Source organism: Luteibacter sp. 22Crub2.1 (genome assembly GCF_900167995.1).
GTDB lineage: Bacteria > Pseudomonadota > Gammaproteobacteria > Xanthomonadales > Rhodanobacteraceae > Luteibacter > Luteibacter mycovicinus.
In genome coordinates this window covers 193172-212831 of the sequence record NZ_FUYT01000006.1, presented here as the reverse complement: position 1 = coordinate 212831, position 19660 = coordinate 193172, and the positions used below count along the sequence as shown (strand labels likewise).

At 65.0% G+C, this 19660-nt stretch carries 17 protein-coding genes and 1 pseudogene; 2 read left to right on the top strand and 16 right to left on the bottom strand.

Annotated elements, in window-relative coordinates; all coding sequences use genetic code 11:
* Window positions 1–54: 54 nt before the first annotated feature.
* The gene (cyoA, locus tag B5X73_RS08135) at window positions 55–1128 is read right to left on the bottom strand and encodes a ubiquinol oxidase subunit II (protein ID WP_197056510.1); all 1074 of its coding nucleotides are present in this window, start codon (window positions 1126–1128) and stop codon (window positions 55–57) included.
* A gap of 139 nt (window positions 1129–1267) precedes the next feature.
* Here cyoA and B5X73_RS08130 point away from each other — a divergent pair, with 139 nt between their 5' ends.
* Both B5X73_RS08130 and B5X73_RS08125 read left to right on the top strand, forming a co-directional pair.
* On the top strand, window positions 1268–2611 hold the full coding sequence (locus tag B5X73_RS08130) for an MFS transporter (RefSeq protein WP_079521266.1): 1344 nt from the start codon (window positions 1268–1270) through the stop codon (window positions 2609–2611).
* A 120-nt stretch (window positions 2612–2731) separates the two neighbouring features.
* Entirely contained in the window at window positions 2732–3790 is a 1059-nt protein-coding gene (locus B5X73_RS08125; protein ID WP_079521265.1) for a bifunctional transcriptional activator/DNA repair enzyme AdaA, read from the top strand.
* A 72-nt stretch (window positions 3791–3862) separates the two neighbouring features.
* Here the strand turns inward: B5X73_RS08125 and B5X73_RS08120 are convergent, their stop codons facing one another.
* From B5X73_RS08120 to B5X73_RS08050, 15 genes and pseudogenes are all read right to left on the bottom strand, one after another.
* Entirely contained in the window at window positions 3863–4849 is a 987-nt protein-coding gene (locus B5X73_RS08120) for an NAD-dependent epimerase/dehydratase family protein (protein ID WP_079521264.1), read from the bottom strand.
* A gap of 12 nt (window positions 4850–4861) precedes the next feature.
* Window positions 4862–5407: a DUF2058 domain-containing protein gene (locus B5X73_RS08115; protein ID WP_079521263.1), complete on the bottom strand. Its 546-nt coding sequence runs from the start codon at window positions 5405–5407 to the stop codon at window positions 4862–4864.
* 77 nt (window positions 5408–5484) lie between these two features.
* Entirely contained in the window at window positions 5485–6465 is a 981-nt protein-coding gene (locus B5X73_RS08110; RefSeq protein ID WP_043696539.1) for a fimbrial protein, read from the bottom strand.
* Window positions 6466–6499: 34 nt separating this feature from the next.
* Window positions 6500–6931 (bottom strand): annotated as a pseudogene (locus tag B5X73_RS08105) (hypothetical protein); the annotation flags it as partial.
* A gap of 8 nt (window positions 6932–6939) precedes the next feature.
* Window positions 6940–8145, bottom strand: coding sequence for a P-type conjugative transfer protein TrbL (trbL, locus tag B5X73_RS08100; protein ID WP_176167780.1), 1206 nt, complete (start codon window positions 8143–8145; stop codon window positions 6940–6942).
* A 51-nt stretch (window positions 8146–8196) separates the two neighbouring features.
* Window positions 8197–8955, bottom strand: a complete 759-nt coding sequence (locus B5X73_RS08095; RefSeq protein ID WP_139382702.1) for a TrbJ/VirB5 family protein — start codon at window positions 8953–8955, stop codon at window positions 8197–8199.
* Between the two features lie 110 nt (window positions 8956–9065).
* On the bottom strand, window positions 9066–10289 hold the full coding sequence (locus B5X73_RS08090) for a TrbI/VirB10 family protein (protein WP_254857255.1): 1224 nt from the start codon (window positions 10287–10289) through the stop codon (window positions 9066–9068).
* Window positions 10290–10309: 20 nt separating this feature from the next.
* Window positions 10310–11206, bottom strand: coding sequence for a P-type conjugative transfer protein TrbG (gene trbG / locus B5X73_RS08085; protein WP_079521259.1), 897 nt, complete (start codon window positions 11204–11206; stop codon window positions 10310–10312).
* 10 nt (window positions 11207–11216) lie between these two features.
* Window positions 11217–11933, bottom strand: a complete 717-nt coding sequence (locus B5X73_RS08080) for a VirB8/TrbF family protein (protein ID WP_079521258.1) — start codon at window positions 11931–11933, stop codon at window positions 11217–11219.
* Window positions 11930–14467 (bottom strand): VirB4 family type IV secretion/conjugal transfer ATPase, encoded by a 2538-nt coding sequence (locus tag B5X73_RS08075; RefSeq protein ID WP_079521257.1) that lies wholly within the window; start codon window positions 14465–14467, stop codon window positions 11930–11932. The genes B5X73_RS08080 and B5X73_RS08075 overlap by 4 nt, the downstream gene beginning before the upstream one ends.
* Entirely contained in the window at window positions 14464–14775 is a 312-nt protein-coding gene (locus B5X73_RS08070; protein WP_043696555.1) for a conjugal transfer protein TrbD, read from the bottom strand. The genes B5X73_RS08075 and B5X73_RS08070 overlap by 4 nt, the downstream gene beginning before the upstream one ends.
* Entirely contained in the window at window positions 14775–15194 is a 420-nt protein-coding gene (locus tag B5X73_RS08065; protein ID WP_176167779.1) for a TrbC/VirB2 family protein, read from the bottom strand. The genes B5X73_RS08070 and B5X73_RS08065 overlap by 1 nt, the downstream gene beginning before the upstream one ends.
* 19 nt (window positions 15195–15213) lie before the next feature.
* Window positions 15214–16182, bottom strand: a complete 969-nt coding sequence (gene trbB, locus B5X73_RS08060; protein WP_043696558.1) for a P-type conjugative transfer ATPase TrbB — start codon at window positions 16180–16182, stop codon at window positions 15214–15216.
* A 100-nt stretch (window positions 16183–16282) separates the two neighbouring features.
* Window positions 16283–18880 (bottom strand): fimbria/pilus outer membrane usher protein, encoded by a 2598-nt coding sequence (locus tag B5X73_RS08055; RefSeq protein ID WP_079521255.1) that lies wholly within the window; start codon window positions 18878–18880, stop codon window positions 16283–16285.
* Complete coding sequence (locus B5X73_RS08050; RefSeq protein WP_079521254.1) at window positions 18877–19605, bottom strand: fimbrial biogenesis chaperone; 729 nt, start codon at window positions 19603–19605, stop codon at window positions 18877–18879. The genes B5X73_RS08055 and B5X73_RS08050 overlap by 4 nt, the downstream gene beginning before the upstream one ends.
* Between the last annotated feature and the right edge of the window lie 55 nt (window positions 19606–19660).

Here is a 19660-nt window from a genome sequence, read left to right as displayed (position 1 = left end):
GGCATGTTCATTACCGGACTCGCTAAGGCTTGAATCGAAATCAGGCGGCCGCTGTTACAGCGGACGTCCGGCAGGGGTCATCGGCTGGCCGGCCACGCCGGCGCCGAGGCAGTAGGCACCGACATAGCGCGGGCCGGCATCGGCCAGACCTACCCGGGCGCGGGTCGCGGCGTCGAGCGAGGTCACGTTGTAGGTACCCACGACACCCTGCCCACCCTGCTTGTCGATCGCCATCATGTCGCTCTGGCACATGCGGTTCGACTCGACGCAGCGGTTGAGGATGGCGTTGTAGAGGTTGGGTGCCACGGTACCGTAGAAGTGCACCGGGTCCTTCTCGCTGGGCTGCTCGAGCTTGAGGTAATCCTCGCGGCTGAGCGTGTCGCCACTGGCCTTTGCCTTGGCGACCCAGCTGTCGAAGCCCTCATCGGACAGGCTATGGAAGGTGAAGCGCATGTCCGAGAAGCCGGCGCCGCTGTAATTGGCCGAAATGCCTTCGAAATCGCCGGTTTTGTTCATCACCGCGTGCAGCTTCGTCTCCATGCCGGGCATGGCATAGATCATGCCGGCCATCGACGGGACGAAGAACGCGTTCATGACGGACGAGGCCGTGATGTGGAACTCGATGGGGCGATCGACCGGGGCCGCCATCTCGTTGACCGTGGCGATGCCCTGTTCCGGGTAGAGGAACAGCCACTTCCAGTCCAGCGCCACGACCTCGACCACCAGCGGCTTGGTGCCGGGGGCGACGGGGCGGGTGGCATCGATCTGGTCGAGCGGACGATAGGGATCGAGCTTGTGCGTGCTGGTCCAGGTGATGGCGCCCAGCGCGATGATGATCAGCAGGGGAGCCGACCAGATCAGCAGCTCGAGGACCGTCGAGTGGTTCCAGTCCGGGTCGTAGCCCTTGTGATTCTTGTTCTTCTCGCTGTATTTCCAGGCGAAAAGGAAGGTCATCACGATCACGGGGATGATGATGATGAGCATCAGCACCACGGAGATCATGATCAGGTCGCGCTGCTGCCTCGCGATGTCGCCCGAAGGGCTGAACAGCACGGCATCGCAGCCCGAAAGCAACAGGGCAAGGGCGGGGATCAGCAATCCGCGCAACATCTTCAAGGACATTCGCATGATGGAGGCAACCGTGGGGACCATAAAATTTACGCTGAACGGGTGGGCAAGGCCATAGGACACATTGTCCCATGGTCTACGAGCCATTGACCTCAAGCTTCGCTATGCTGTAGCCAACTCTCCAGCCGGGCCGGGTACGATGACGACCATTTCGCAAGCGCATCAAGGGATTGCAGGCGTCGAACAGGACGTCCGCCGCCAGCACCAGACCAGCCACGCCCCGGTCGCCCCCGGCGAGATCGCCGTCGGTGTCGTCATCGGCCGCGCCTCGGAGTACTTCGACTTCTTCACATACGGCATCGCGTCCGTGCTGGTGTTCCCGTCGGTCTTCTTCCCGTTCCTCAGTCCGCTGGACGGGATCCTGCTGGCTTTTACGATCTTCTCGTTCGCCTTCATCGCCCGCCCGATCGGCACCACCCTGTTCATGGCGATACAGCGGACCTGGAGCCGCGGCACCAAGCTGACCGCCGCCCTCTTCCTGCTGGGCACCTCCACGGTCTGCATCGCCTTCCTGCCCGCCAATACCACCGGCGGTTACAAGGTCATCGTGATCCTGTCGCTGCTGCGCTTCTTGCAGGGCATTGCGCTCGGCGGCTCCTGGGATGGCCTGCCCTCGCTGCTTTCGCTCAACGCCCCCAAGGAAAAGCGGGGCTGGTACGCGATGCTGGGCCAGCTGGGCGCCCCGATGGGCTTCCTGATCGCCGGGTCGCTTTTCCTCTTCCTCAATACCCAGCTGTCCCGTGAAGACTTCCTCGGCTGGGGCTGGCGCTACCCGTTCTTCGTGGCCTTCGCCATCAACGTGGTGGCCCTGTTCGCCCGCCTGCGTCTGGTCGTGACCGAGGAGTACACCCAGTTGCTCGAAGAGGGCCAGCTGGAGCCAATCGGCATCATCGAGATGTTCCGGGCTCAGGGCTACAACCTGTTCATCGGCGCCTTCGCCGCCCTGGCCAGCTACGCGCTGTTCCACATCGTGACGATCTTCCCGCTGTCCTGGATCTCGCTGAACCGCTCGCAGGACATCAATAACGTCCTGATCGTGCAGATCGTCGGCGCCTTCGTGGCGGTCCTGGCTACCGTGGCCTCCGGTGTGCTGGCCGACAAGTTCGGGCGTCGCAACACCCTGGGCACCATGGCGGTGCTGATCGGCCTGTTCGCCATCGCCTCCCCGTGGCTTCTGGGCGGCGGCAAGGTGGCGCAGGATGCCTTCCTGCTGATCGGCTTCGCCCTGCTCGGCCTTTCCTACGGCCAGGCGGCCGGTACCGTCACCGCGAACTTCGCAAAGCGTTTCCGCTACACCGGCGCGGCGCTGACCTCCGACTTCGCCTGGCTGTTCGGCGCAGCCTTCGCCCCGCTGGTGGCACTGGGCCTGTCGATGCGGTTCGGCCTCGGCGCGGTCAGCATCTATCTGCTCTCGGGCGCCGCCTGCACCTTGTTGGCCCTGCGCATCAACCGCGCGCTGGAAACCGACCGCAACAAGGCCTGACGCGATGACCGGGGAGCGGCCACACGGCTCCCCGGTTACCGACAAGGCCGTCGGGGCCTTCGGAAATAGCCGCCCGATTCGCGTGCTCCGGCGCCGCCAGCTTGCCTTACGCTATGCGGCATGCTTTTCGACCTGCCCGACCACGACACCTTATACAGAGCGTTACTCGACCGTGACCCGGCTTACGACGGCCATGTCTTCGTCGGGGTCACCAGCACCGGCGTGTTCTGCCGGCTGACCTGCCCGGCCCGCAAACCGCTGCTCGAGAACACCCGCTTCTACGATTCGATCGCCGGCTGTTTCGAAGCCGGCTTCCGGCCGTGCCTGCGTTGTCGCCCCCTCGATCCCGTAGGCCAGCGCGAACCGATGGTCTCGGCCCTGCTGAAGCGGCTCGAGGACGATCCTGAGCAGATCTGGTCCGAGGACGACCTCACCGAACTGGGCTACGACCCCTCGACGGTGCGGCGCAGCTTCAAGCGCCACCTCGGCCTGACCTTTTTGGACATGGCCCGTCTTCGCCGGGCCGGACAAGGGGTGGACAAGCTGGCCGGCGGGGCCACCGTCATCGAGGCCCAGCAGTCGGCCGGGTACGAGTCTGGCAGCGGGTTCCGGGAGGCGATCGTACGCCTGCTCGGCGACGTGCCGGTGGCGCTTCGCGGGCGTGAGCTGCTCAGGGCCGACTGGATCGAGTCGCCCATCGGCACGATGCTGGCCGTGGCCGACTCGCACGCCCTGCATCTGCTGGAATTCTTCGACCGGACGGCGCTGCCGACCGAGCTGAAGAAGTTGCGCGAGTCCACCCGCTCGTCGATCGGATTCGGGCGCACGCCGGTGATCGACCGGATCGAGCGCGACCTGCGCGACTATTTCGCGGGCACGCGGCTGGTGTTCGAGACGCCGCTGGCCCTGCATGGCTCGGTGTTTACCAAAGCGGTGTGGGATGAACTGATCGCGATCCCGCCGGGGACGACGCGAAGCTATTCGGAGATCGCCGCCTCAGCGGGAAGACACACCGCGGTGCGTGCCGTGGCGCGTGCCAATGGAGCGAATCAGCTGGCGATCGTGATTCCGTGTCACCGGGTGATCGGCGCCGATGGATCGCTGACCGGGTATGGCGGCGGGCTGTGGCGCAAGGAATGGTTGTTGCGCCATGAGCGGAAAGTCATGGGACTGAGGTGAGGTTGCCGCGCCGAGGCGCGGATCGCTGCCAGGGGTCAGCGCCCACCGGTGGCTTGCAAGACGGCGCGGCCTTCAACCGATCACAGGATACGGTTCGTCCCCGAACGCCGCATCGTGGTAACCCTTCTTCCCGATAGCCCGTGCCATGTCGCTGCGGAAGTCGACACCCTCGCGCAGGCACGTCAGCACGAACGCGAAATCGCGTTTCGGCGTCCAACCCAGATCACGCGTCGCCCGCGCGCTGTCGTAAACGCGATCCAGCGACGGCAGCAAGCGCCAGTCACGCGCGGCGTACAGCGCATCCACGTCAGGATAGAGGCGACGCACCACCGAGGGCGCGTCGTGGCGTAACGCGTCCACGTCGTCCCGGGAAAACGGCGTGGTCGCCGAAACGATGTAGCGACCGAAGCGCAGCGCGGGTGCGCGATCGACAGCGAGCACGTGCGCGCCAACGACATCCTCGATATCGGCGCGCCGGTACAACAACTCGTTCGCCTGCATGTTCGCGGTATCGAACGCGTCGCGCACCTGTGCGCTGTCGTCATCCTCCGGGAAAAAACGCGAGGTGCGGAGCACGAGTACCGGCAGGCCATCCTTGCGTGCGACGAGTTCGCAAAGGTCCTCCGCGGCGATCTTCGTCGTGCCGTAGATGTTTTTCGGTACCGGCACGACGCCCTCATCGATCCAGGCGGCGGGCTCGCCGGGCGCCGGCGACAACGCTGCGCCGAAAGCACTCGTCGTGCTGGTGAAGACAAACGAGCTCACACCATGCAATACGGCAGCTTCGAGCAAGGCGAGGGTGCCCGCGACGTTGGTATCGACGAACTGTCGTTTTGAATGCGTGACGACGTGCGGTTTATGCAGGGTCGCGCCGTGGATCACAGCGGTCACGCCCGACATGGCGTCACGCACGAACGTCTCATCGGCGATAGAGCCTACGATGTCGGTGAAGGGCGAACGTTTGATGTCGAGGCCGCGTACCTCGCGACCCTCCGCTCGCAAGCGTCGCACCAGGGCTTCGCCGAGGTGTCCCGCACTACCGGTAACGAGAACGGTCATGCGCCGACCGCCTTACCAGATGAGGTCGTCCGGCACGACGAACTGCTTGTAGTAGTCGTCGTCATCGTCGCTGGCCGGCAGCGGATCGCCTTCCTTGCGGCCGTGGTCGAGCACGATCATGTCGGTCGCGCGGGCGTGGATCTTGTCCGCGGGCAGACGGGGAATCAGCTCGTAGCCGTCGCCGGCACGGGCGATGACCAGCGCCCCCGAGGCCAGCTGGTTGCGCAGCCACTCGCTGACGAAGATGCTGGCGATCTTGTCGCCGTCGTTGAAGCGATAGGCGATGTCGCCCTCGCGCTTGACCCTGGTGGTCTCGATGATCTGCCGGACCTGGGCGCGGATCTCCTTTGCCCGGGCCTCGGCATTGCGTTCGGCGGCCAGAGCCCGGTCGCGCTCGGCCCGCTCGGCCTGGAGGCGGCGGACGTCGACCTGATCGGCCGCATCCGGCGCGGGAGCCTTGCCCTGACGGGCCTTGGCCTGTTCACGGGCGACCTTGGCGACCTTGTCCTTCTTGACGAGGCCGGCCTTGAGAAGCTGTTCCTGGAGCGGATTGCGCATATCGGCGATTTCGTACGTGCGAGGTCCCCGATTCTAACGCCGAACGGGAGCGGCGGGACCGGGGCGTCACGCGGCCCTCAGAAGAACTCGACCTGCACCAGCAGGGGACGCCGGAACTCGCCACCGCGCACCGTCGGCTGGGTTTCACGCAGGCGCGCGTTGAACTGATACGAGCGGCCGGTGCCCACGGCGTTGACCAGGAACGGCACACCGGGCCGGAGCGTCGTCTTCGTATCGTCGCTGGCGATTTCGAGACCGACGTTCTTCGGGCCGGTCAGGGAGAAGAGCTCATCCAGTACAGGATCGGCGTCCGTCGCCTTACCGAAGGTAAAACTGGCGATCATCCCGACCGGCTCCGCGCAGGACTCCACCCTGAAATAGAACGGCACCCAGGGTGTGGCCCGCTCCGGGGTCGCGAAGTTGCCTACGTGATAGCGGCCCACGTCGACGGTCTGGTTGAGCGTGTCGCCGCTGATGCTGCAGGTGGGGCGCACGAAGTAGAGCTCGTAGATCTTCAGGTGGCGAAAGGCCCTGGTTCTGGCACCGTCGGGTTGATACGTCCACTGCTGAGCGATGGTCCGGGAATCGACGCGACCGAAGCGCACCGGGCCTGTCGTGCGCACGACGCGATACCCGATGTCCGCATCGTTGCTGCGAACCGGCTCACCGAGGCGGAAGGTCCGCTGGTAGCGGTGTGGGAAATACCGACGGTCACTCCCGTCGCGCTCTTCGATATACACCTCGATGCCGAAGCCCGACGGCTGCCCGTCGACCGTGAGCGTCACCATGCCGTCGTCGCGTGCCACGGTATAGTCGCCCTCGAAGGTCGCCTGCCCGCGCATGCATGTGGCCAGGATGTTGCCATCGCCATGCGCTTTTTCGTCCCGTACCTGCTGCCCCGGCGGCATGTCGTTCCACACCGTGATCTGCGCCGTCTGCCCAAGCTGATAATTGCCATCGGCCGACCAGTAGCAGCCATTCTCCGCCGCCATCGCGGGCGCGGCGAGCACAAGCAGCGGCAACACGCCCAGGGCGCGGTGCATCGTTCGGTAGTTCATCAGGCCTCGTTCCTTAAGGTGGGGAATTCACGACGGCGTCGTGGGTTGGAAAATGCGTGTCCAGCCAGGCGGACCAGCGACTGGCGCGGTGGATCAGGTCCGCGCGATAACGTGCGTTGTGACGTGGGGTCCGGGAGTGGTAGTTCGCCGCGCGCGTCCAAAGGTCGCCCGCGTCGTTGCGAAGATGTGCGCGGATACGCCAGGCCGCCAGGAGGTAGGGATAGCATCCGGGTGCGGCGACGTCGCGCGCCGAAATGCCGAAGCGCGACAGCTCGCGCAGGTAGGCGGTATTGAACTGCAGTGAGCCGACATCGTAGGTGCCGTTTTCGTTGCGGACCCATTGTCCGGGTTTGCCTGCCTCTTTCTCGGCAACGGCGAGGAGCAGGTTGGTCGGAACGTCGTACGCCAGCGAAGCGGCGAGCGAGCACGCCACCATCTCCTGGCGTTGCGGCGGGATGTCGGGCAGCGTATCGATCACGACGGGTTTCCTTCGCGGCGTTCCGCCACATCCGTGCCCGGACGTGTTTCACCGGCCGGTCCGAAAACGCTGCCACCGCGACGCACCGCGTCCGCACCGCGTGACACGCCGAACGGATCGGAACCCGGGGCGACGTGGAAAGGATCGCCCATACTGCTGCCGGACGCGGCCGAGCGGTGCACCGCATCCATCACGGACCCCGTGCGAGCGCTCGATGCGGCGCCCATACCGCCAGCCGGGCTGGCGCCGGGCACGCGCCCGGTCGCCGCCGCGATGGCCGCGCCGCCGCCGGTGGCGATCGCGCTGCCGATCACGCTCGCGGAACCCGCGAGCACACCGAGCTGCGACCCGGTCACCATCGTGTAGAAGAACTGCGGGATGCGAACGGCAAGCACGAGTACCAGGACCGATACGGCAAGCATCATCCCGAGGAAAAAGAACTGCGGATCCGCGGAATTCATGCTGACCGTCGAGATCCGGTCGATGACGCGATGACCACCTGCGCCGAGCAGGCCGAGCACCAGGACAGTGATGCCGACGGCCAGTGCATGTTTGTAATAGCTCACGGCAAGCTGCGAGGTCCACCGCGCCCCGCCGAACCCGAGCAGGAAGATGCCCGCGTAGCCAAGCAGCCATGCCATGACCAGCGCCACCAGGAACTGCGCGCCGACGATGGTGAGCAGGACGAGAATCAGCACCGCGATACCGCCTGCGAGAATCTGGTCGGGGTCGCTGCCGGTCCGGGTAGCGTCGAGGGTGCTGAAATAAGTCGCCAGCCCACGCGCGACGAAGCCGTCGGCATGGCGCCCGAAGGTAACTCGCCCCAGGTCATTCTCCATCTCGAAGAAGGAATCGACGATGTCGGCGATAAATCCGCCGTCACCCTGCCCGTCACTCGCGTTGATGAGCAACCAGTAGAACGTGCCGGTCACGATCATGAAGCGGATGAGTTCGATCAGCACTTCGCCGAGATCCTGCCGGAGAATCAGCATCCCCATGGTCCAGACCAGGCTCATCACCGCGAGCGACCAGAATAGCGTCTTCGCGGCGTCGAGGACCTGCGTTATGTCGAAGGCCTTCGCGATCGCGCCCTCCGCGGACGTGACCAGCTTGCCCGGCTCGATGTCCTGGCCAGCGGCCACGGCGGATGCGAACAGGAGAAGAACACCCAGAAGGACGGGAATGCGGCGCGGAGACGACATGGTGTACCTGAAGGATCGAGGGGTGAGCGGCGCCATGGCGCCGCGTCGTGGTCAGAGCATGGGAAGCGGACGGCTCGCCGCGCTCGCCGCCTTGTCGAGGCCTTCGCGCAGGTGTTTGCCCGTGGCGATGGCACGAGCCTCCTTGTCGGCGGCAGCCTGGGATTCGGCCGCGCGCGCGGATTCCGAGGCCAGCATCATCGAACGGATCTCGAGCATCTGGTTGGCCTGTGAACCGGCGATGGCGTTGGCGACCTGAAGCTGGCGGGCGTGACCTTTGACTTCTTTATTCATGCCTGCAAGTTCCTTGAGCGCTTGCGCGTCGTCCGCAATGCGGTCCTGCTCCAGATCGAGGCTCTTCACCAGCGCGTTGTTGGCCGCCTTGCGTGCACGCGATCCTTCGAAGCCGGCGTCCACCGCCTCTTTGTCGCCCGACCGACCGTAATAACTGGCCGCATCGCCGAAATGGGCTGCGTAAGCATCGCTTTTTCCGTGCTCGTGAATTTCCTTCAAAAGCTCCTGTATCGGCCGGGGTACGGGAATGATCTCCCCGTTTCCACCCTTGTTTATGATCAGGGTGAAGTCCAGATCCGCGTCGATCTCGGTGTTGATGATCGAGTTGTTCGATGTAATCGCGGTCGAGTTATCGATGTTATGTGTCGATTTGTCGATCTTCGTCGTCGATTTATCGATGTTGTTCGTGTAGTAATTGATCGTCCCGCTATCGTTCCTCGTCAACGTCTTCTGAATCTTCTTGAGCTGAAGGCTCTGCATGGCATTCATCACAAGGTTCGCCACGTCGATGACTGGCACGCCGGCCGAGGCGGTACCTGTGCATCCCACAGCCGCCACCATGACGACGGCGATCGCAAGCTTTCTGTGTCCTCTCATTGGACTTCCTCTCCTTTGGGTTGGGTTGACGCTCAGTAATCGAACGGTTTGTACGCCTGCCTGAAGGTCAGGTCCTTCACCGCCATCACGTTGAACCGGTAGCCCGGCCGAATCTTCAGCTCCGGCGCGTAACTCATGTTCTTGTCGATCATCTTCGAAGCCACCTCACCCACCTGGCGGGCCAGGCTCTCGCGCATCATCACGGCGCTGGAGGAGCCGAACGGGTCATCCCCGGGCCTGATACTCGACGATGTGAGCCCTGTCGCGATGCCCGACATCAGGATGGCGGAGGCGAACATGCGTGCGTAGTGGCGGTCCACCTTGTCGCTGAAGCCGGCGTATCCCGCCGAGTCGACACCTTCCATCGCACCGATATCCAACGCCTTGCCGTCCGGGAACACGATTCGCTGCCAGGCCACCAGCACCCGCGACTGACCCTCGATGACCTTATGGTTGTAGCGTCCGACCAGGCGCGACCCCTGCGGCACCAGACGATGGCGGCCGGTGGGCGTGTCGAACACGTCCTGGCTGACCTGGGCAATGATCTGGCCCGGAAGTTCGGAGTTGATGCCCGAGATCATCGTCGCCGGAATGACCGATCCGGCACGCAGTTCGAACGCCGTACGCGGCGCTTCCATGCCCGAATCGAGCAGCCAGCGATCCGCACCGGCCGCACGCGCGCTCGACCCGTCAAACGCGCTGTAGTCGCCCTCCGCATGCACCGGGATGCGCGTGTCCCGCTCGCGGGCTTCCTGCGCTTCCGCCTCACGCGCTTTGTCGGCTTCGTTTTCCTTGACCGGCGCGACATCGGGCGACGCGGGCTTGGTCAGGCCGGTACGTGCATGCATGGCGCTCTGGAACAGTTTCATGCGCTCTTTGGCCATCGTGTCGTCGGGCACACCGTTGCCGGCACTCCGGTCAGGCACCGGCGGTGCATCCGGGTCCGCGACCCGCGCGACGGGAAACGACACGGTTTGCTCGTCGGCGCCCGGCACCAGTCCGCCCGTCGCTCCACCCGCCAGCATCTGCTCGAGAAGCTGGCTGTTCTCGGGAAGCGCACCCGCCGCGGGCGGAGGATCCTCCTCCTTCTTCTGCCCGCGCTGGGCCGCGACCAGAGTGACGAGAATGACGAACACGACCATGACGCCGCCAATGATCAGCAGCGGTACGTTATTCACGCGCCGGACGCCCGCAGGCTTACCGGACGCGGCCGGCGGTGACGACGCCTCGCCGTCCGCATCACCGGGTTCGGGCATGGGAGTCTCCATCCGCTGGCTCACCCACGCCGCTCGATGACGATCTTGCGTTGCGCCATGCCGACGCCCGCCACCAGAACCGCCTTCTTGAACAGCGTATCGACGATGTAACGCCCGTCCTGCAGGCGGTAATTGACCATCACCTCTTCATCCTTCCGGAACAGGCTGCCGCTCTCGCGCACGACAAGGAGCGTGGGCGCCTCCCCTTGCGAGAACGTCGAAGGCATCTCGATGATCGTCTTCACGCCGTCGTTGTACACACGCGCCGGCTTGAACGGCGCATTGCCACTGATCCGGTAGCCGAAGTCCAGGTCGCCCAGGTATTCCTTCTTTTGCACGACCGTCGGCTTCACGGCCTGCGTGGCCGCGGCCTGACGCTTCATCGCCGCCCACTTGGCGTCCACCGAAGCCGGATAGGAGAACGCCACACGTGGCATGTATTCCGTGCGGTGCGAGCGCAGACGCAGGTGGTACGTGCGCCGGTCGGTCGTCACCATGAGCGATGTCTCCAGCCCGACGTCCAGCGGTTTGATCACGAGGTGCTGGACGGAGGTCGCGCCCGCGCCCGACAACGCAGGTTCGACCAGCCAGCGCACCGCGTCGCCGAGGTTCACCGAACTCACCTGCTCGCCCGGCTCGAGTTCGACGTCGCAGACCTGCATGACCGCGCAGACGATGCTCGGCTGCGACTGGCCGAACAGGAAGCGGACACTCCCGTCGGGTCCCGCCACCGGCTTGACGGAGGCGGACGTGCTAGCGATCCACTTTCGGGAGATGTCGAGCCCGGCCTTCTCCTGCGCGGTCAGCTTCGGGTTGTCCGCGGAAAAGAACTGGTTGGCGAGATCCGTCTCGGTGGTGGCCATGGCAAGGCTCGGTACGAGCCACGCCAGCGCGGCGAGGGTAGCTGCTGTTTTCATGTCGTGCCCGTCAGAACTGCTTGGACCAGGAGTAGTCCGAGATATAAATACCCAGCGGATTGAGGCGCAGTTGCTCCTCGTTGATGTCGCTTGCGATCGGCCGCGTCTCGACGTTGAGCAGCGCACGCATGCGATACGGTTTGCCCTGTACCTCGCCCCTGCGTGAGCGCTGCGTTTCGATCCAGTCCACCTGCCAGGTCGTCGCGGTCTGGGGGATCGCGGAGACGATCTCGACGTTCACGGTCTGCTTTTCCGCTCGCTTGAACGGGTTGGTTTCCGGATTGCCGTTGAGCCACGCCGTCATTTTCCGCGTCGACGCGCTTCCGGCATTCATCAGCGCATACACCTTGAAAATGGCCCGGCGCTGCATCGCGATATCCGGCGTCACCGTGCGCGCGTTGACGATGAATTCGGCGACCGAGGCGCGAATCACGCGCTGATCGATCTTCGCGGCCTTGTCGGCCGGCGCCACGGACATCGCTTCGCCCAGCTTGTTCACTTCGATCACGTACGGCACGAACTTCGACTGGCTGCCGATATAGACCACCCCGCCGACGGCGGCGAGGACGATCAGCAGGCTGATCAGCGCCACCGCCTGCCACAGCGTGCGCGACGCGATCAGGCTGCCGACGTGGGAATTCCAGGTACGGCGCGCGTTGAGATACGGATGGGCAAGCCCCGTGGCCGTCGTGGGGCGGAGGCTGCCCGCTCTTTTTCCCTGTTTCATGAGATGACTCCGTAGTCCTCGAGACGCAGACCTTTGAGCTCCAGCCACGGGTGCACCCAGGCATCGCCGTGACGACTTTCCAGCGTGCGGATGGTCGCGATCGATTCGCGGTCGGTGTGGCCGATGAAGGCCAGCGCGAGCGGACCGAGCGCGAGGTCGTAGAGACGACGCCCCTTGTCCGACATGTAGTAGTAATGCCGCTTCTGTACGGCGGTCGCGAGAATCTCGATCTGCCGGGTGTTCAGACCCATGCGGCGGTAGAGTGCCGTCGCGTCATCGTCGCGGGCGAAGGGATTGGGCAGGAAGATTCTGGTCGCCGTCGATTCGACGATGACGTCGAGGATCCCGGAGTTCGCGGCGTCGGACAGGCTCTGCGTCGCCATGATCACGATGCAGTTGGACTTGCGCAGCACCTTGAGCCACTCGCGGATCTTGGCCCTGAATACCGGATGCCCAAGCATCAGCCATGCCTCGTCGAGAATGATCGCCGCCGGCTGCCCGGTCAGCGATGTCTCGATGCGCCGGAACAGATAAAGCAGCACCGGCAGCACGAACTTGTCGCCGAGGTTGAGCAGGTCCTCGATCTCGAACACCGCGAAATCGGACAGGCGGAGGCCGTCCTGGGCGGCATCGAGCAGGTGCCCCATGGCGCCGTCCGCCGTATATATCCTCAGGGCTTCACGAATGGCTTCGTCCTGAATCATCAGCACGAACTCCGACAGCGTGGTCGCACCCGAGCGGTGCATGGCGGTGAGCGCGTTGCCGATCTCGTTTCTCTGTGCCGGCGTGGTCTGAACGCCGTTCAAGGCCAGCATGCTGTCGATCCATTCCATGGCCCACGCCCGGTCCGACTTGGTCGTCAGGAACTGCAGCGGACAGAAGGCCAGCGTCTCGTCGTCACCACCCACATCGAAGTGCAGCCCGCGGCATGCCCTGACCAAGGGATACAGTGACAGGCCCTTGTCGAAGCAGTAGAGCGACATGCCGCGATAACGGCGCAGCTGTGCCGCGATAAGGCCGAGGTGAGTCGACTTACCGGAACCCGTCGGACCGAAGAGAAACGTATGGCCCAGATCGTTGACATGCAGATTGAGGCGAAACGGCGTCGCCCCCTGCGTCACGCATTGCATCAGCGGTGGCGACGAGGGTGGGTACATCGGGCACGGGGCTTCCGCCTGCCCCGTCCAGATCGTGGACGACGGCAACAGGTCGGCGAGGTTCAGCGTATTGATCTGCGGCCGGCGTACGTTCTCCACGCCGTGTCCCGGCATGCTGCCGAGCAAGGCATCCATCGTGTTGACGGTCTCGACCCGCGCCGCGAAACCGCGCGCATTGATCGCCTTCTCGACCTGGCGCACCGAGCGCTCCAGTCTGGACCGGTCGTCGTCGGACACGACGACCACGCTGGTGTAGTAGCCCTGCGCGACGAGCCCGCTGTTGATCTCCGCGATCGCCGCCTCGGCGTCGTGCATCATGGACAGCGCGTCGTAGTTCACGGAGCCGGTGCTGGTCTGAAAGATCTGGTCGAAGAAGCCACGCACCTTCTGCCGCCACTTCTTGCGGAACTTCTCCATTTCGCGAAGGGCTTCGTGCGGGTCCATGAATATGAAGCGGTTGGACCAGCGGTAGGCACTCGGCAGTTCGGCCAGCGACGCCAGGATCCCGGGATAGGACTCCAGCGGAAATCCCTCGATCGCCACCACCTGCACGAACCGCCGGCCGATACGCGGCGCCACACCCGCCCAGATTTCCTGACCGCCGACCAGCGCGTCCACGTAGACCGGATTGGCCGGCAGCGCGATCGGATGATCCAGACCCGTCACGCAGTACTGCAGCCAGCGCAGGAAGTCGTCATGGACTTCCTCGCGCCCTTCCTCGGTGGTATGCCGGTTGCCCTTGAGCCGATCCATGCGGAAGACGCCGGACAGTCGGCTCTCGAAGCTGCGGCACTCCCGCTGGAAATCGGCGATGAGGCTATAGGTACGCTCCGCCTTTCCCGCCACTTCGGTGTCGTCGTCGAACATCATCTCGACGAACTTCCGCTGCGCCACCTGCGGCGGGAACCAGGTGAGGGTCATCACCAGATAGCCCTCGTACGTGGTTCCCAGGCTGCGGAACAGACGCCGCCGTTCTTCGTCGATGGCTGCGGATACCGGGTCCGGGAACGCCGAACGTCCGGCGTCCGCATAGTCCTGCGCGGGGCGCCGGACGGCGTCCACGTGCAACATCCAGCCGTTGCCCAGACGTGACAGTGCCTGGTTGACCCGCATGGAAACCGTTTCACGCTGCTCGTCGGTGCTGCTGGCCGCGTCGTCGCCCGTGAAGACCCACGCCGCCATCAGCGCACCGTTCTTGCACACGATGACGCCATCGTCGACCAAGGCCGCGTAGTTCAGCAGGTCCGACACGGCCTGCCCGTGCGGGCGGTAATGGTTGAGCCTGGGCTCCGCATCCAGACGCCGGATGCGCAGCAACAGCAGGGTGACGAGGATGGCGACCACGATCGCCATCCCCGCGATGATCCACACCATCATCGGTACTGCGCCTCCTCGGCCGGTCCGTTCGTACGGAACGGCGTCGAACGCGGGGGGTAGTACTCCCGATAGCGGCGTTGCCGCAGGTAGACCTTCCGCATCTTCGGGTCGGCTTTGGCCATCAGGCGGAAGGCGTACAAGGCCCCGAACCACAACAACGTACCGAAGACGCCCGCTTTCATCTCCTGCGCCGAAAAAATGAGTGCAGCGGCGGTAAGGCCGCTGAACATGACCAGTTCGCGGTCTCCTCCCAGCACCAGGTTGTCACGGTTTCCTGCGCGACGAATCGGGACGGTGCGGATCGCCATTACGCCACCGTTTCGCGGAGGTAAGTTCCCACGGCTACGTCGACGCCTCTTTGGTACGGACCAACCCGCCCTACGCCCTGCGCTTTGGTTGCCCACTTGCCGCCCAGCATCGTGACGACCGAGCCCGCCTGGACGATGACCGCCACTACCAGAATGATGAAAACCATCGTCCGGAGGAAGCCACTGATCTCGCCTCCGAAGATAAGCATGGCTCCGCAACCGATGATGCCGACCAGAGAGATCACGAACGGCACCGGACCGGTCATCGAATCATAGAAGACCTCCATACCTTTCTCGTACGGAAGCACATCCGTTTCGCCAGCGGCAAAGCAAGGTATCGCGTAGAGACACATTGCGAGCGATATCGCGACGATTGCGTACAACTTGTCGCGCATAGGCGACCGGACTTGATTCGACATTGTTTCCTCCATATTCGATTTAAAGATGACGCAGCACATATCGCCCATCCTCGTAGCCATCCACGGCAACGATTTCCTGGACGCGACGGCCGCTCGGGGTGCGCGTGATGTGAACGAGCAAATGGACCGATTCGCCGATTAGCGGCTCGATCGGGCGTGGTGCATCCCGATGCATGCTGATGAGCATCGCCAGCCGCGACAGCCCGGCTCGTGCATCGTTGGCGTGCAGCGTGGCGGCGCCGCCTTCGTGGCCGGTGTTCCACGCCATCAGCAGATCGAGCGCCTCCGGCCCACGCACCTCGCCGACCAGGATGCGATCCGGGCGCATGCGTAACGAGGTGCGAAGCAACTGGGTCATGCCGACTTCGTACGAGGTGCGGTACTGCACGAAGTTCTCGGCGGCGCACTGGATCTCGCCGGTGTCCTCGATGATGAAGACGCGCTCGCGCTTATCGAGCTCGACCATCTCGCGGATGATGGCGTTGATCAGCGTCGTCTTGCCCGAACCGGTGCCGCCGATGACGAGAATGTTCCGGTGCAGGCGGATGGCGTCGAGCAGCACCTCGCGGTGCGCCGCTGACATCGCGCCGTCGGCAACGTACTGCGCCAGACTGAAGATCGACACCGCCTTCTTACGCAGTGCGAAGGTCGGCGCCGCCACGATGGGCGGCAATTGCGCGGCGAAGCGCGAACCGTCCAGCGGGAATTCGGACTCCAGCACCGGCTGTGCGCGCGTGATCTCCTTACCGTAATACCCGGCCGTGGTCTTGATGATCGCCTCCGACTGACTGGGGCGCATCGTGCCGATACAACGCATGCCCTCACCGAGGCGCTCCTGCCACAGGCGGTGATCGGCGTTGAGCATGATTTCAATGGTCTTCGGGTCGGCGAACGCGCTGAGAAAGGAGTCGCCGAGATCCCGCATCAGTTTTTCGCGCGCCCGTTCGCGCAACACGGCGGAGTGACCGCCGGCATGTCCCTGTTCCATGGTGATGGTGTCGCTGGTGGCGTCGGGGCGACCTTCGTGGTCGCACCGCGACGCGGTTCTGTCACGGGCGCGTTCCCTGCCCGTACCTCAGTTCGTTTCGTCAGGACGCGTCATCGCGGCTTGCGATCTCTGCCTCCTCTTCGCAGGGCGATCTCACCGCACGATGCAGGCCGTGCAAGGGCAGGCTTTCGAGCGACGGTGGCAAGGCGATACGGCAGCTGCCGCCCGGCCAGCTGACGCGCAGGCGTGCTCCTGCCGGCGCACCGCGCGTGAAGATCTTGCTGCCCTGACCCACGACGCCCACCGTCTTTCCGCCTTCGTCGAAGACGGACGCACCGAAGGGCAATGGGTCGCCCCCGGGTTGGGTGGCGTGGATGAGCACCGCCTTCGCCTGCTCGGTCTCGTAGTCCAGCCGCGCGATCGCTCCCGCGCGTGGCGCCACCGCCTCACTCGTGCTGCGCAGATGAACGTCGTGCGACGCCCCGCGCGGGTCGATCGCGACGTGATTCAGCTGGTACGGCTGCAGCCCCCGGATCACCGCGTTGCCGTGGCGATCGAGACGCACGCCGGTGTGGCTCTCGATGCGCGCGCCCACGGCTCCCGGCGCGTGAACGATGGCATTGGTTTCGCCCAGTTCCTGGGTGAACGTGATGCCGTCGCGGTGGGCCAGCACGGCGCCCGTCGCGCCCAGCGCATACTGGCTCGAGCCAGCGCCGGAGCGACTGACGCCGGCGCGGTAGACACCGGCGTAGCCACGATAGGCAAGGTTGGCCGAACCGGTGTTGCGCGCGGCCCGCCGGGGCGTTTCGATACGGCTCGCCGCCAGCGCATAGGTCAGGTCGTCGTCGCCGGCGATCCTGCCGTTGATGTTCGCCGTCAGCGCGCCATCGCCTGCGTTGCTCCGGTTGTACGACAGCCCGAGGTTCGGTGCCGCTGCCGCACGACCCAGCGGCACGTTGAACGACACGTAGAGCATGGTGTCCGTGCCACCGCGCGGGCGGCCGCCGAAAACGCCGCCCAGCGCGCTGCCGACACGCGAGCGTTGCAATGACACGTTGTAGAAAGCCGAACGCAGTGAGCCCGCATAGCCCAGGGTGTAATCGAGCCCCCGAGACCGACTCCCCCAGTAGTCGACGACGGAGCCGGTGAGGGAGAGCCGCCCCGTTCCGACGGTCTGGCCGAGGTTGGCGTCGAAGCGGCTGCGCTCGCCGCCCACGGGGTCGCCCGTGATGCCACGTCGGAGACGCGAGCGCAGGCGGGCCGCGTCCGTCACGCCCAGATAGTCGCGGGTGGAGAATCGATACGCGGCGACACCGAAGCTCGTACCCGTCGCGGCCAGCGTGCGGCTGTAGCGCAGCCGTGTGCTCAGCCCGCGATGGACGCGGCCGGAGCGGGTCGCCGCGCGCGAGCCGGTCACATCCAGCGCCACGGCGCCGAAGGGAAGATTCATCGCCGCGCCGATCAGGCCGGCGGCGTAACTGTTCGACAACGTACCTCCCGCGTACAGCGTGCTGTTGACGGTCGCGCCGTACTGCATCGTCGCCTGGGCGATGAACGGTGTTTCCGGGACGGACGCCTCGTCCACCTGCCCCGCCCAGAAGGCAAAGCGCGATGTGCCCTCGCGCAGCATCTGGGGTACGGCCGTATAGGGCACCAGCGACGTCTTCGTGCGGCCATCCGCTTCGGTCACGGTGACTTCGAGGTCGCTGCCGTAGCCCGTGGGATAGAGGTCGTCGATCTCGAACGGACCGGGTGCCACCGTGCTGCTGTGGATGACGTAGCCGTTCTGGCGAACGGTGACCTGCGCATTGCCCTCGGCCACGCCGCGAATGACCGGCGCATAGCCGCGCTGCGATGCGGGCAGCATGCGTTGATCGCTGGCGATGCCAAGCCCGCGGATGCGCACGCTGTCGAGAATGTCACCCGCGGTATAGGTCTCGCCGACGGTGAGCTGGGCGCGCAGATCGGTGAGGTCGTGTTGCGCATGCACCAGCGTGTTGCGCCATTGACGTCGGCCGGCGGATACCGCCAGGCCGCCGTTGTGCCGGATACGCCAGCCACCGAGATTGACGCCCGCATTCACGCCGACGTAGCTGGCCGTCGACTGGCGCCCCTGCGTGCGTATCCGATAGGTGTTGGCGTTGTAGTTGAGCATCGCGGCGTTTTCGCCGGCGTCCCAGAGTTCGGGCGCGACATAGCCACGCGGCCGTGAGGCGAGGAAGGCCTGCGGCAAGGTCACGCGCAGGATCTGTTCGGATTCGTCGAAGTCGACCGTCGCGCCCGGCACGATCGTGTCCAGCGTTCCGCAGGTCGCATCGTGTGCGGGTATGTCGCCGACACGGCGCGCTTCGAGTTTTTCCGTATCGAGCCCGAGACGCAGAAGCGTCGGCCGGTCGAAGCACGGCCTGGCGCTCTCGCTCCCCGCGATCTCACGGAAGACGATGTCGTAGGTGCCAGGCACCGGCTCGCCGTTGAGCAGGATGTGAGGCTGATAGACGCCGGGCAGCGTCACATTGCCCCGCTCGAAGCGGGACAGGTCGATCGCACCACCGGTGGAGTGGATGAAGTCGGGATTGAACGCGGCCTGCGGCGCACCCGGATCGAGGGCGGCCGCGTCCGCCGAGGCGCAACCGGCCAGCGCGAAGGCGACAGCAAGCGGCCGCCGGGGCAGCCGTGGGCGACGGACAGCGGTGATCATCGTGCGTCGATCGTCGTGCTGTGCGGCACGAAGCCGCCATAGTCGTTGATGCTCTGGTAACGCACGTCGACACGAGGCGCTTTCAGCGGCTTCGGCAGCGGCGGCGAAAGCGACGCGTGCGGGGCGATCGACAAGGGCTCGGCTTCGATGGTCTCGCCCTCGGAAACGAGGCGAAGCTCGTTGAGGCTGACGTGATAGTCACTGTGGTTGGTGACCGACAACACCCCGTCGCGCGACAAGCCCCACGACAGGTCTTCCGCGGCCGCGGCGGCCGAGCCCTTCAGGCCCTTGGGTCGATAAAACAGTTTGAGGCGGTAACGGAAAGCGAGCTGGATCGTATTGGCGTCGCCGGCGCTCTCGGCCTTGGGTGGCACTTCGAGGACGTTGAGCCAGAACTGCGATTCACGATCGCCCGGCACCGTCCCTTCGGTGAACGAGATACGGAGGGTTTGCGATTTGCCCGACTCGACGCGCGAGATCGGCGGAGTCAGGTTGAACGGAACGTCGACATGCTCGGGCGTGGAGCGCGCGTCACCATCGTCGATCCATGCCTGGGCAAGCACGGGCAGCGTACCCTTGTTGGTCAGTTTGACGGCGATCTCCCTCTCGCCAGCCTGATAGACATAGCGTGTCGCATTCATGACCACGCCCGCCCCGGCAGGCGCGGGGGCAAGCAGCAGCAGCGCGGCAAGCACACACGCTGGCAGGCCGGGATTCCATTTCATTGCGTGCATCCGGAGTCGTTCCTTCACGTAAACAGTGCGACCGCCGGCCAGGCCG

What these genes read in the sequence shown, in the direction of transcription:
- cyoA (WP_197056510.1), bottom strand. Translation starts at nt 1,128, where the DNA reads ATGCGAATGTCCTTGAAGATGTTGCGCGGATTGCTGATCCCCGCCCTT.
- B5X73_RS08130 (WP_079521266.1), top strand. Translation starts at nt 1,268, where the DNA reads ATGACGACCATTTCGCAAGCGCATCAAGGGATTGCAGGCGTCGAACAG.
- B5X73_RS08125 (WP_079521265.1), top strand. Translation starts at nt 2,732, where the DNA reads ATGCTTTTCGACCTGCCCGACCACGACACCTTATACAGAGCGTTACTC.
- B5X73_RS08120 (WP_079521264.1), bottom strand. Translation starts at nt 4,849, where the DNA reads ATGACCGTTCTCGTTACCGGTAGTGCGGGACACCTCGGCGAAGCCCTG.
- B5X73_RS08115 (WP_079521263.1), bottom strand. Translation starts at nt 5,407, where the DNA reads ATGCGCAATCCGCTCCAGGAACAGCTTCTCAAGGCCGGCCTCGTCAAG.
- B5X73_RS08110 (WP_043696539.1), bottom strand. Translation starts at nt 6,465, where the DNA reads ATGAACTACCGAACGATGCACCGCGCCCTGGGCGTGTTGCCGCTGCTT.
- trbL (WP_176167780.1), bottom strand. Translation starts at nt 8,145, where the DNA reads ATGTCGTCTCCGCGCCGCATTCCCGTCCTTCTGGGTGTTCTTCTCCTG.
- B5X73_RS08090 (WP_254857255.1), bottom strand. Translation starts at nt 10,289, where the DNA reads ATGCCCGAACCCGGTGATGCGGACGGCGAGGCGTCGTCACCGCCGGCC.
- trbG (WP_079521259.1), bottom strand. Translation starts at nt 11,206, where the DNA reads ATGAAAACAGCAGCTACCCTCGCCGCGCTGGCGTGGCTCGTACCGAGC.
- B5X73_RS08080 (WP_079521258.1), bottom strand. Translation starts at nt 11,933, where the DNA reads ATGAAACAGGGAAAAAGAGCGGGCAGCCTCCGCCCCACGACGGCCACG.
- B5X73_RS08075 (WP_079521257.1), bottom strand. Translation starts at nt 14,467, where the DNA reads ATGATGGTGTGGATCATCGCGGGGATGGCGATCGTGGTCGCCATCCTC.
- B5X73_RS08070 (WP_043696555.1), bottom strand. Translation starts at nt 14,775, where the DNA reads ATGGCGATCCGCACCGTCCCGATTCGTCGCGCAGGAAACCGTGACAAC.
- B5X73_RS08065 (WP_176167779.1), bottom strand. Translation starts at nt 15,194, where the DNA reads ATGTCGAATCAAGTCCGGTCGCCTATGCGCGACAAGTTGTACGCAATC.
- trbB (WP_043696558.1), bottom strand. Translation starts at nt 16,182, where the DNA reads ATGGAACAGGGACATGCCGGCGGTCACTCCGCCGTGTTGCGCGAACGG.
- B5X73_RS08055 (WP_079521255.1), bottom strand. Translation starts at nt 18,880, where the DNA reads ATGATCACCGCTGTCCGTCGCCCACGGCTGCCCCGGCGGCCGCTTGCT.
- B5X73_RS08050 (WP_079521254.1), bottom strand. Translation starts at nt 19,605, where the DNA reads ATGAAATGGAATCCCGGCCTGCCAGCGTGTGTGCTTGCCGCGCTGCTG.